General features: G+C 62.3%; 12 protein-coding genes. 6 read left to right on the top strand and 6 right to left on the bottom strand.

The genetic code is table 11. The features are described 5' to 3' along the window. Genes P0648_RS00560 through P0648_RS00550 form a run of 3 tightly spaced genes read right to left on the bottom strand, consistent with a single transcriptional unit; the run spans position 1 to position 1,771 of the window. Positions 1–786 (bottom strand): SDR family oxidoreductase, encoded by a 786-nt coding sequence (locus tag P0648_RS00560; RefSeq protein ID WP_276246193.1) that lies wholly within the window; start codon positions 784–786, stop codon positions 1–3. A 41-nt stretch (positions 787–827) separates the two neighbouring features. After that, positions 828–1,295, bottom strand: coding sequence for a Tfx family DNA-binding protein (locus tag P0648_RS00555; RefSeq protein ID WP_276246194.1), 468 nt, complete (start codon positions 1,293–1,295; stop codon positions 828–830). 23 nt (positions 1,296–1,318) lie between these two features. Beyond that, the gene (locus P0648_RS00550; RefSeq protein WP_277504854.1) at positions 1,319–1,771 is read right to left on the bottom strand and encodes a TRAM domain-containing protein; all 453 of its coding nucleotides are present in this window, start codon (positions 1,769–1,771) and stop codon (positions 1,319–1,321) included. A gap of 539 nt (positions 1,772–2,310) precedes the next feature. Between P0648_RS00550 and P0648_RS00545 the strand changes: the two genes are divergently transcribed. After that, positions 2,311–3,561 (top strand): transposase, encoded by a 1,251-nt coding sequence (locus tag P0648_RS00545; RefSeq protein ID WP_277504853.1) that lies wholly within the window; start codon positions 2,311–2,313, stop codon positions 3,559–3,561. Beyond that, positions 3,483–4,673 (top strand): PQQ-binding-like beta-propeller repeat protein, encoded by a 1,191-nt coding sequence (locus P0648_RS00540; protein ID WP_369685686.1) that lies wholly within the window; start codon positions 3,483–3,485, stop codon positions 4,671–4,673. Before P0648_RS00545 ends, P0648_RS00540 begins: the two co-directional genes overlap by 79 nt. A gap of 139 nt (positions 4,674–4,812) precedes the next feature. Here the strand turns inward: P0648_RS00540 and P0648_RS00535 are convergent, their stop codons facing one another. Beyond that, a complete protein-coding gene (locus tag P0648_RS00535) occupies positions 4,813–5,805 on the bottom strand; it encodes a radical SAM protein (protein ID WP_276246199.1) in 993 nt (330 codons plus the stop codon). 88 nt (positions 5,806–5,893) lie between these two features. On the opposite strand from P0648_RS00535, the gene P0648_RS00530 reads away from it, so the two are divergent. From P0648_RS00530 to P0648_RS00520, 3 genes are read left to right on the top strand one after another with little or no spacing between them, the layout of a single operon-like run. After that, the gene (locus P0648_RS00530; protein ID WP_276246200.1) at positions 5,894–7,204 is read left to right on the top strand and encodes an MFS transporter; all 1,311 of its coding nucleotides are present in this window, start codon (positions 5,894–5,896) and stop codon (positions 7,202–7,204) included. A gap of 43 nt (positions 7,205–7,247) precedes the next feature. Further along, positions 7,248–8,333: a DUF373 family protein gene (locus tag P0648_RS00525; protein WP_276246201.1), complete on the top strand. Its 1,086-nt coding sequence runs from the start codon at positions 7,248–7,250 to the stop codon at positions 8,331–8,333. Between the two features lie 36 nt (positions 8,334–8,369). Further along, positions 8,370–8,657, top strand: coding sequence for a hypothetical protein (locus tag P0648_RS00520; protein ID WP_276246202.1), 288 nt, complete (start codon positions 8,370–8,372; stop codon positions 8,655–8,657). A gap of 49 nt (positions 8,658–8,706) precedes the next feature. Here P0648_RS00520 and P0648_RS00515 read toward each other — a convergent pair whose 3' ends face one another. Both P0648_RS00515 and P0648_RS00510 read right to left on the bottom strand, forming a co-directional pair. Further along, on the bottom strand, positions 8,707–9,228 hold the full coding sequence (locus P0648_RS00515; RefSeq protein WP_277504847.1) for a GrpB family protein: 522 nt from the start codon (positions 9,226–9,228) through the stop codon (positions 8,707–8,709). Beyond that, positions 9,225–10,067, bottom strand: a complete 843-nt coding sequence (locus P0648_RS00510) for a polyprenyl synthetase family protein (protein ID WP_276246204.1) — start codon at positions 10,065–10,067, stop codon at positions 9,225–9,227. The genes P0648_RS00515 and P0648_RS00510 overlap by 4 nt, the downstream gene beginning before the upstream one ends. A gap of 175 nt (positions 10,068–10,242) precedes the next feature. Between P0648_RS00510 and P0648_RS00505 the strand changes: the two genes are divergently transcribed. Further along, entirely contained in the window at positions 10,243–11,748 is a 1,506-nt protein-coding gene (locus tag P0648_RS00505) for an amidase (RefSeq protein WP_277504845.1), read from the top strand. Positions 11,749–11,810 lie beyond the last annotated feature (62 nt).

Below are 11,810 nucleotides of genomic sequence, written 5' to 3'. Positions count from 1 at the left end.
TTAGCTTCGGAGCCGTCCTCCATCGACGGGAAGCGCGACGCCGTTGACAAAGCTTGACCGTTCGCTGGAGAGGAAGGCGACCACATCGCCGAGTTCGCGCGGGTCGCCGATGCGCCCGAGCGGAATGTTTGCCGACCACTCGGCGAGGCCCTCCTCGTAGCTCGCAATCTCGCCGCGGTCGAGCGACTGCTGGATGAGGTCCTGAATCCGACTGGTTTCGTGCGCACCCGGCAACACCGCGTTCACCCGCACGTCGGGGGCGAACTCGCGAGACAGCGTTTTGACGAGGCCGATGACCGCGCTGCGAACCGCATTCGAGAGGACGAGTCCCTCGATGGCCTCGCGGACGCTCGTCGAGGTGATGGCGACGAACGTGCCCGCGCCGCTTTTCGCGAGGTGCGGGTGGGCTTCCTTGGCCGTCCAGACGGCGCTCATCACGAGCAGGTCGTAGGCGGCGTACCAGTCGCGCTCCTGGGTGTCGAGAAACGGGCCGGAGGGTGGACCACCCGCAGACGTCACGACGTGGTCGAGGCCACCGAATTCGTCCACGGTCTGGGCGACGAACGCCGCGACGTGGTCTGGGTCAGTGATGTCTGCCTCCACCGCGAGAACGGTTCCGCGCCCCGCACCGCCGACTCGTTCCTCCGCTTTCGCCAGTCGGTCTGCGTCCCGCCCGCAGATGGCCACGTCGCAGCCTTCCTCGGCGAGCGCAACGGCACTCGCCAGTCCGAGCCCGCTGGTGCTCGCCGTCACTAACGCGCTATCTCCAGCAATTCCAAAGTCCATGACTGGCCCAACGCGGGCCAGCGCTAACGTCGTTTCCCCGCTCAGTGCTCGGTGCGCTCGGCACGGCGCACTCGCACCGCCCCGTCGTGGGTCACGCCAATGAGTAGCGGCTGGACGACCTGTCGTCCGCTCACCGCGCCACCCGCCTCGTCGCCGACGACTTTCATGAGTTCGGGCGCGGTGTGACTGACCTTGACGCCTGCTTCGTCACACGCGCCGTACACCTTCGCCGGTACGTCGTAGAGGTCTGCCCCCTCCTCGACGAGTATCTGTACCGGGGCGCGAAGCGTCTCCGCGAACGCCACCGTCTCGCGGGCCTTCTCGATGTTCGTCCGGGCGCTCGACTCGACGCTCGAAACGTTCGCTCGCGACGTGCCAAGCAGGTCCGCGATGTCCGCCTGCGCGATGCCCTTCTCGCGCAGTGCGAGTACCTCGGCCTGTCTTCGGGTGAGAATACTCGCTTCGGGGTCGAAGCCGATGCGGTCGAGCAGCGCGTCCACATCTGGCATCGGGTCGTCGCTCACGGTCGGCGTTAGCTGCCCCAGAAATTGTCGCGGCTACCGAGGCGCTCTGGGCGCTTTGGTTTGCTGTAGCCGTCTTCGCCGTCTTCCTCGTCTCCCTCCGTTTCTGCCTCGTTTTCCGCTTCTGGCTCCATCGGAAGGCGCTCGATTGGGTCTGCGCGAGCGTGATTCGAGCGAACTTTCGTTATCTTGACTCGTGCGCGTGCGTCGGGGAGGACGCCGTCTACGAAAATGATGAATCCGTCCTCGGTCCGGCCCACGCCAGCCCCACTCTCGTGGATGTCGGTGACGTCGACGACGACCTCCTCGCCGGGCTTGACCGGCTGTGACTTCAGGTCGCGGATCGGCTGGTTGTAGTGGTTACACCACTCAGCGCCGCCTTTGTCCCCGTAGTGCTGGCATCCCATCCCCTGGATGTGTTCGCTGAACTTGGGGCAGTCATCCGCGAGTGGACAGGTGGGCATATGGCCTACGTTTAGAGGCCGCCGTCTAAACGCTTGCGTCTCTTCAACTCCCTGACGGCGTGACTGTCTGCGTTCTGCGAATAGCGGGGGGGTCTGTGTCCGAAGCCGAACCTGAAAACTTATCGTGTGATGTCAGAAATTGTCCATTATTGTCCCCCGATTCATCCCCGCTCTCCTCGATTCGCCGTCGTGACGTCCTCCGCTCTCCGCCGGCGCACTGACCACCGCGCTCGCTGGATGTTCGTCTCTCCAGCAGACATTCCGTGAACAACAACTCTCGACACCCGAGCGACGAATTCCAGTCGACTGGAAACCGAACCCTGGGGAGTGGCCGCGAATTGGCTATCTTTAATCGAGGAGAGAATCCCGCCCTTCAGGGCGTTGACGAGACGCAACGCGTCTCGTTCGCACATCAGAACGCTTCGCGTTCTTGAGGACGGGAGTGAATCCAACACTTCCTACGCATCCACCGTCGATGGCAGACCGGATATTCCACGCCAATCCGAATCATTAAGTAATCTCGCTTACATAGGCTATGTATGGCGATTAAGGTCACTCGGACGTACGTTGGTTCCATCCAGAACCACCGACAGGTCTGTATTGGCCTCGATTCGCTCGGAGATTCCGCCTCGAAACTCTGGAACGTCGCACGATGGACAGCCGACCGCGTATGGGACGCAACCGGCGAAATCCCAGACGAGGGCGTTCTGAAGTCGTACATGAAGAACCAAGAGTGCTGGAAAGACTTGAACGCACAATCCAGTCAGAAAGTCATCGAAGAACTTTCCGACGCTTTCCAGTCATGGTTCGACCTGCGACACAAAGACCCGAAAGCGAATCCACCCGGCTACCGCAAACACGGCGACAAACGACCAAAGAGTACGGTCACGTTCAAAGAAGACGGGTTCAAACACGACCCCAAGAACAACCGCGTCCGGCTCAGCAAAGGGTCGAACCTCAAAGCACACTTCTCAGACTTCCTCCTCTGCGAGTACCAGACCCGCCCTGATGTTGACCTCTCGGAAGTCAACTCGGTGCAGAACGTTCGCGCCGTCTGGAACGGCGACGAATGGGAACTACACTTCGTTTGTAAGGTCGAACTCGAAACGAACGACTCAGCAGGCGACGGTGTTGCTGGAATCGACCTTGGCATCAAGAACATCGCCACAGTCGCGTTCCCCGACGAATACGTTCTCTACCCCGGCAACTCGCTCAAGCAAGACAAGCACTACTTCACGCGAGCCGAGTACGACACCGAGGGCGAGAACGGCCCGTCCGAGAAGTCGATGTGGGCGCGTCGGAAACTTGCAGAGCGTGAAACGCACTTCTACCACACGCTGACGGACACCATCATCACCGAGTGTGTCGAGCGTAGTGTTGGAACGCTCGCGGTGAGTTGGCCCGAAGACGTGCGAGAATCCGACTGGGGCAAGACTGGCAACAAGAAGTTGCATACGTGGGCGTTCGACCGCATCTACCAGTACCTCAACTACAAAGGCGAGATTCGCGGTGTTGGGGTACTGAAAGAGAATAAGTGGAACACCTCGAAGACGTGTTCGGCGTGCGGTGACGATACGAAAGGGAACCGCAAGCACCGTGGGTTGTACGTCTGCTCGTCGTGCGGGTTAGTCGGGAACGCAGATTGCAATGGGGCAGAGAACATGCGTCAGAAGATAACTCCGAGTCCTCACGGTGAGGATAGGAGTAACGGCTGTGTGGCACAGCCCTCGGTACACTTGTTCGATTCAGAAAGTGGGGCTTTCGCCCCGCGAGAACAGGTCGTGTCGTAGACCGGCAAATATCCCACCTGCGGTACGGGAAGCCCCGTCGTTCACGACGGGGAGGATGTCACAGTTACGCCGGAACGCGACACAACCCGTCTGCCACCCCGCCCCGCGAGCAACCGGAGGCGGCGTGGTCATTTGTTGATGCTTCTGAGCAAATCAATTCACTCGTCGTCAGTCAGGATGCCGTGTTCGCCCGAACACGGGCCGAACTCGTTGCCATCGACAAGGAAACAGGTCAGGAACGCTGGCGAAAGCAACGAGATGGCTGGGGATACGTTAGCTATATGGAAGGGCGGGTGTACGACGTGTCTCGGGACACTGTCATCGCACTCGATGGAGACGGCGCTGAACAGTGGTCAATCTCCATCAAGAAATTCCATCACGCTCGGCTCATCGAGCATGAGGGATGGGTCTACGTACTTGCGCGAAATCGGTTCGCCTGTGTGCACGCTGATTCGGGTGAAATCCTGGTCGAAACAGCCCTCGACGATGACGATATGAGCCACTACTTCCCCGTTACCGACGGCCATCGCATCTTCGCGGGCGACTCCAAACTCTTTGGGTACGAGGTTGTTGACAACCGATTCGAGAAGCGATGGGAGTCGCAGATGGCTCCACAGCGCCTGTACGGGTTCATGGCTACCGATAATGGCCTCCTCTTTCGAGCTGGCTTCAGCACACTCGTGTCTGACGCTACGCGAGGTCGACTGTCCATTCACGACGTCGAAGACGGCAGTCTGCGGGCCGAACAGACGTTCGAGACGGTCCCGCGTTCCCCTGCTGTCGTTGACGGGATCGTCTTCGTCTCGACGTCAACCGTGAGCAGCGACAATATCGGCGACGATGGCAAACTCGTCGCACTCTCCTCCGAAGGAGAATTGCTCTGGGAGTACACACCGGAAGCCAGTCTGCAACCACCAGTGGTCGCGAACGACACGCTCTACACTGGTCCCTTCGCCAATCGCGAGGCACCACTCATCGCCTTCGACGCCACCTCTGGCGAAGAACTGTGGCGTGAAGACCCAGATACGCTGCAGGGGTCTGTCGAACTTGCAATCGCCGGAGACATGCTCTACGTCGCAGATGGAACACGAGTGCGGGCACTCCGCACATAGCTGCCGCTCGCTTGCAGAAAGCTGGACCAAAAATACAGTTGTTCAAGCGAGAGGAGTCCGTTCGACCACCGTCCCCTCCCACCTTTTTACGGCGCTCGCTGCACTCGCTTGCAAAAAGCTGGACCAAAAATACAGTCGTTCAAGCCAATGGAGTCCGTTCGACCACAGTTCCGTCGACCGTCGGATACTGCTCGATAATCTCGCCTTTCTCCACGTCGCCCTCTTGGACCATCTCCTCTAAGAGCCACCAGGCGATTTCGACGTGGTTCTCTTTGACGGTGTAGAACTCCTCGGGGACGCCGAGAGCTTCGAGTTCCGCGGGTGTAATCCACGTCTTGCCGTAGACGAGCGTGCCGTCGTCGGTCACGTCGTCGAATTCGCGGCGGAGGTTCTTCGCCATGCGCTTTAAGCGGTTTCGATGCTGGGCGGCGTCCTTGAACACGGAGGTACAGAAGTACACCTTCGGGTGGACGGCCATCTCCTCTAAGATGTCGTGGGAGCCTTCGACGGCGCTCATGTGGCCCTCACGGAGTTCGTAGCCCTCGGCCTGCATGCGCTCGTAGTTCCCCTCGCTCATCTCGAACTCGTTGATGTTACAGAAGTCCGCCGCGCCCTCGTCGAGGAAGTCGATGAACTCGCGTTCGGCGCGGATGCCCGGAATCTCGAAGGCGGGGGTGAGGCCTTCTTCGCGGGCGATGTAGAGGATTTCCTCCCATTCGGTGCCGTGCATGTCGCCCCAGAGTTCGTACGGCGGGTGGAAGCGAATCTCGTCCAGTCCGGCCTCGGCGAGGCGGCGCATATTTTCGCGCCCGCCGGTGATGCCCGTGTAGAGGTGGGTGTGGTGGTCCTCGCCGAACTCGTCTTTGAGCAGGCGCAGGTAGCGACACGTCTTGTCCATCGCCTCCTGTGGTTCGCCGCCAGTGATGGAGGTGCCGAGGGCGTCCATCCGCTTTGCTTCGGTGATGACGTCTTCGTCGGACTCGACTGCACGCTCGTTTGCGTACACCTGGGTCACGTTCTTGCGGTTCTCCCCAAGCGGACAGTAGAAGCAGTCACGCTGGTCACAGTAGCCGTAGACGAACAGCACCATTTTGCCCCCTTTGGCACACTGTTCGCAGCCCTTCGAAATCATCCGTTATCGCCAGTCTTGCCGGTCGAGCCCTAAAAACTGTGCGACTCGTGCGGACGATTTATCCTCCCTGTTGACGTGCACCACTGTAATGGCCGACAGCTCGCGGCGCACCATCAGCATCGTCTTCACGGTGGTCTTTCTCGACCTGCTCGGCTTCGGCATCATCATCCCTATCCTCCCGTTTTACGTTCGGGCGTTCGGGGCCGACGAACTCGTCATCGGGCTGCTCGCGGCCTCCTACTCGGCGATGCAGTTTCTCTTCGCGCCGGTCCTCGGGAACCTTTCTGACCGTCGGGGACGGCGACCCATCATCCTCATCTCGGTGTTCGGCAGCGCCATCGCGTGGACGCTGTTCGGACTCGCGGAAGGCCTCGCCTTGCTGTTCGTCTCGCGGATGCTCGCCGGCGCGATGGGCGGCAACATCGCCGCCGCGCAGGCCTACGTCGCCGACGTGACGCCGCCCGAGGAGCGCGCGAAGAGTCTCGGTCTGCTCGGCGCGGCGTTCGGGCTTGGCTTTATCTTTGGGCCGGGTATCGGCGCGGTATTCACCTTTCAGGTCGTCGTGGACTTCTTCCAGGGGCTCATCCCGTGGGTCACCATCAATCAGTTCTCGCTGCCGAGTTTCGTCGCGGCGTTTCTCGCGCTCATGAATTTCCTCGTCGCGTATCGGTTCCTCCCCGAATCGCGGGAAATCGCGGACGAGCCGGTCGCCTACGAATCGCAGCTTACGCAGCTCAAAAACGCCATCCTGAACGAGGACCTTCGGGGCCTTCTCGTCGCGTTTTTCCTCATCTCGTTTGCCTTCTCGGGGGTCCAGATCATGTTCATCCCGTACGTCGCCGACATCTACGGCTACAGCGAGTCACAGAGCGCGCTATTGCTCACCTACATCGGCGTCCTCGGCGTCATCGTTCAAGGGGGCCTCATCGGCCGACTTACGAACCGCTATACAGAGAGCAGGCTGACCGTCTTCGGGGCCGCCCTGCTCACCGTCGCGCTGTTCGGGATTCCAAGCGCGCCCCTCCTCGGCGAACTGGTCTTCCCGAGTCTCACCGGTGTCGCCTCGTTCCTCACGAACCAACTGCTCGCGCTGCTCGCCGTCCTCGCCGTCCTCTCGCTCGGCAACGGCATCGTGAACGTCTCGCTCACGACCATCGTCTCCCAGAAGGCGAGTGCGGACCGACAGGGGAGTGCCCTCGGCCTCACGCAGGGGTCGGGGAGTCTCGCACGCACTTTCGGCCCCGTCCTGATGGGCGGCATCTACGCGACCATCGGCTACTGGTCGCCGTTCGTCCTCGGGGGCGTCCTGCTCTTGCCGGTTCTTGCAATCGCGTTACAACTCGCCCGAAATGACGACGCAAAACGGGCGACAGCAACCGAATCTGAACTGACACACTGACGCCAGAAAACAATTATACGGACGCTCACCCTAGCCTCCAGTAATGCTGCTCGTGCTGTGCATCGACCTGGACGACGACCTCGGCCGGAAGACAGGCCTGTCTACGCCCGTCATCGGCCGCGACGCCGTCGAAGCCGCCGCCGTTGCACTCGCCACCGCAGACCCCGAGGACTCCGACGTGAACGTCCTGTTCGAGGGCATCCACATCCTCGACAGCATCGAGGACGAAACCGTCGAAGTCGCCGCGGTCACGGGCCTCGAAGGCAGCGACATCGCCGCGAACCGCAAGGTCGGCGAGGAAGTCGATACGGTCCTCGCGAGTCTCACGACGGGCGAGGACATCCGCGCGCTCGTCGTGACCGACGGGGCACAGGACGAGTCGGTGATTCCGGTCATCCGCTCGCGGGTGCGCATTGACGGGGTTCGCCGAGTCATCGTCCGGCAGGCCCAGGACTTAGAGTCGATGTACTACACCATCAAGCAGGTGCTGAACGACCCCGAAACCCGGGGGACGATTCTCGTTCCGCTCGGCATCCTCCTGCTCATCTACCCCCTCGCCATCATCGCGGACAAACTCGGCCTGCCGGGGGCCGTCTTCGGCATGACCTCCGGCCTGCTCGGCCTCTACGTCCTCTTCAGAGGCCTCGGCTTAGAGGAGACCATCGACCGCTCGATAGACCGCCTGCGCCGGGGGCTCTACGCCGGGCGGGTCACGCTCATCGCCTACGTCGTCGCGGGCACGCTGCTCCTCATCGGCGGGGTCAGCGGGATGGAGATGCTGACCCAGATTCAGGAAGCGACGCCAGGTGGCCAGCCAAACGCCCTCTACGTCATCGCGGCGTTGCTATACGGCTCTGTGCGCTGGTTCGCCGCGGCGGGCATCACGACCAGTCTTGGTCGGGTGACCGACGAATACCTCGCTGCGACGTTCAAGTGGCGCTACCTGAACGCGCCCTTCTACGTCCTCGCCATCGCCATCGTCCTCCACGCCGTGAGCGCCTACTTCCTCGGCATCGTGACGCTGTCGTTCCTCGCGGCGGCCCTTACTGGTGGGACGTTGCTCGCGCTCGCCTCGACGCTCGCCTTCGCGGTGGCGGAAACCCACTTTGCCCGACCGGTCGAAGCCTGAGAGCCTTTTTACAGGCTGGCCGCCTACATCTCCCGCATGAACATGCGCCCGACCGTCTACCAGGTTGATGAGTACGAACCACAGGAGTTCGACTGCGTCCTCGTCCAGGAAGGGGTAGCCGTCTGCCTGCGAAAAGACCCGCGACTCGCCCGCGTGATTCCACTCGACAAGGTGAATCACATCGATGGGGATCCGCGAATGCTGCTCTCGGGGCCAGAAATCCCCGAATCGTTCTATGGCGGCGGAATCTGTGGCTACATCGACACCTCGGAGTACCCGGAAATCGAGGCCCACCTCGCCGACATCGAGCGCGAGGAGTACTGAGTAACAGCTTCCGTCTCGCGATTGACGCCAGCGCCGTCACCGACTACGCCTACCCTGTCTGCGAGTCGAGCACCGACTGGACGAATTCTGCTTTCTCGTTCGTATACGTCTCGCGGTCGTCTGCGTACTGCTCGGCCAGTTCTCGTTTCAGCGCGGCGTACGCTTCGGCCAACTCGGGGTTTGCCAGCAAGGCATCCCGGAATGCGACGTAATCCTCGAATCGCTCTGTCCCTTCTTCGACCACCGCGAGGTGGTGGGTGCGACCCGAGTCCGGACCGCGAGTGAAAAACAGCCGTTTTTCGAGGGGGTCGTCGGCGTCGTACTCGTAGCCGAGGCTCTGCAGTTTGGGAATCAGTTCCTCGGCGCGGGCTACATCCGACACGACGACGAGCACGTCGAGAATCGGTTTCGCGGGGATGCCCGGAATCGCCGTCCTTCCGACGTGCTCGATGCGCTCGATTCGGTCACCGATAAGCGACCGCAGTTCGCGGGCAGTAATCGAAAACGCCTCGTGCCACGCCGGGTCGTGCTCGCACAGTTCGACCGTTCCGCTTTGCAGGCCGAGGGTCATCGTTCGCGGACGACGACGAACTCAGCGAGGTCCCGGAGGTAGTCGAGTGCCTGCGAGTCTGCAGCGTCCACCCGGTCGAGGGCGTCGAGGGCGGCGTCGGAGTAGGCGCGAGCGCGGTCGTTCGCCTCCTCGGGCGTAAGGTTCGTAATCTGGACGAGCGACGGGCGGTCCATCTCGGCGTCGATGCCGGTCGGCTTGCCGAGTTCCTCTGCGTCCGCGACGGCGTCCAGCACGTCGTCGCGAATCTGGAAGGCGATCCCCACCTTCTCTGCGTACTCGCCGAACGCATCGACCGTCTCCTCGTCCGCCTCTGCGGCGATGGCTCCGACTTCGGCGGCGGCACGAAACAGCGACCCCGTCTTACGCCGGGCGAGCACCATGTACTCGGCTTCGGTTTCGGGTTTCGCCACCAGTTCGGTCGCCTCGCCCTCACCGAGTTCGACCATCGCCTCGGAGACGGCTTCCATGGCCCGGCCGTTCGTCGAAAACAGCGAGAAAGCCTCGCCGAGCAGGCCGTCCGAGGCGATGATAGAGGGGCCGTAGCCGAACTCAGACCACGCGCTCGCGACGCCGCGACGGATGTCCGAGTCGTCGATGATGTCGTCGACCACCAACGAGGCGTTGTGGACGAGTTCGATGCCGACGCCGAAATCGACGGCGTCCTCAGCGCTACCGCCGACGGCCTCACACGAGAGGACGGTCACCATCGGCCGAACGCGCTTGCCCCCTGAGAGGGCGACGTGCTGCATCTGCGCCGCGAGCGCCGGTGGCTCGATCTCGTCGAGCACCGCCTCCAGTCGTGTCTCGACCAGCTCGCGCCGACGCTCCAGATACTCCATTACCGAACTCTGAGGGTGGACGAAAAAAGTACGTGACGGTTCACTCGACAGGTTGCCCACAATTTCGCGTCGCCCGGAACTGTGAGACCAGTCCGTCGACCAAGGTGGACGCCAACACGTGGGTTGTCCCCGAACGAACGGTTAAGCCGCTCCTTCGAGTACTTCCTTCGAGACAATGACTCCCACATTTGACGTCGTCGAGACGACCGTCGAGGACATCCACGCCGCCTACGAGGCGGGAGACCTCACCTGCCGGGACCTCGTCCAGGCCTATCTGGACCGCATCGAGGCCTACGACAGCGCCGGGCCGGAACTCAACTCCATCATCACGGTGAACGACCACGCCCTCGAACAGGCCGACGAACTCGACGCTGCCTTCGAGCAAGACGGCTTCGTCGGCCCGCTGCACGGGATTCCCTTCGTGGTCAAAGACCAGGTGGAAACTGCGGACATCACGACTACGTTCGGCTCCGAAGCCTTCGCCGACTATCAGCCCGAAGCCGACGCGACGCTCGTCACGCGCCTTCGCGACGCGGGAGCCATTATCCTCGCAAAGACGAATCTCCCCGACTGGGCGACGTCGTGGTTCGGCTACTCCTCGGTGACCGGGCGCACGAAGAACCCCTACGACCTCGCTCGCGACCCGGGTGGCTCCTCCAGCGGAACCGGGGCGGCGGTGGCGGCGAACCTCGGAACCGTCGGCATCGGCGAGGACACGGGCGGGTCGATTCGCCTGCCGTCCGCGTACAACAATCTGTTCGGCATCCGCGTGACGCCGGGCCTGCTCCCCCGAACCGGAATGTCGCCACTCGTCGTCTCACAGGACACTCCCGGCCCGATGGCGCGCACCGTGCGGGAACTCGCGCTCGTCCTTGACGTGGGCGTCGGCTACGACGCCGCAGACGAGTACACTGCGGTCACGGAACTCACCGACGACGCGGGGTCCTACGCCGACAGCCTCGACGCCGACGCCCTCTCCGGGGCGCGAATCGGTGTCCTTCGCGATGCATTCGGCGCAGCAGACGACCCCGACAGCGGCCCGGTCACGGCACTCGTAAACGACGCCATCGAGACGATGGAAGAAGCGGGCGCGACGATTGTCGACCCGGTGAGCGTCCCGAATCTGGACGAACACCTCGATGCGACCTCGCTCTACATCCTCCAGTCCAAACGCGACCTGAACGAGTTCTTCGCCGCCCGCGACGACGCGCCAGTCGATTCGGTCGCCGAACTCTACGAGTCGGGACAGTACCACGAGATTCTCGACCTGTTCATCGGCATCGCGGAAGACGGCCCGGACGACCCGACCGAGGACCCCGACTACTGGAAGAGCGTCGCGGCGCAACTCAAGTTCCAGCGCGACGTGCTGAACGTCTACGCCGAACACGACCTTGACGTGCTGCTCTGTCCCGACGTGCAGGTCGTCCCGCCGACGGCCGAGTCCATCGAAGCGGGCAAACTCGACACCCTGACGTTCCCGACCAACACGATTCTCGCCTCTCAGTCCGGCCTCTGTGCGATTTCGGTTCCCGCCGGCCTGACCGACGACGGCCTCCCCGCAGGCGTCGAACTCATCGGAAAACCGTACGACGAGACGACGCTCCTCTCGCTGGCCTACGCCTTCGAGCAGGTTGCGGACACGCGCGTTCCGCCCGAGACGGCGCCGCCGCTCGACGACTGAGGCGGCGTCCGCTCACTGCTATTTTGGCTTCGAAAAATCAGTAAAATCTGGGCTAAAAAACG

The organism is Haladaptatus sp. DYSN1, from assembly GCF_029489995.1.
Lineage (GTDB): Archaea > Halobacteriota > Halobacteria > Halobacteriales > Halococcaceae > QDMS2.
Note: the sequence above shows the minus strand (reverse complement) of the source record. Positions and strands in the feature narration are given on the sequence as shown.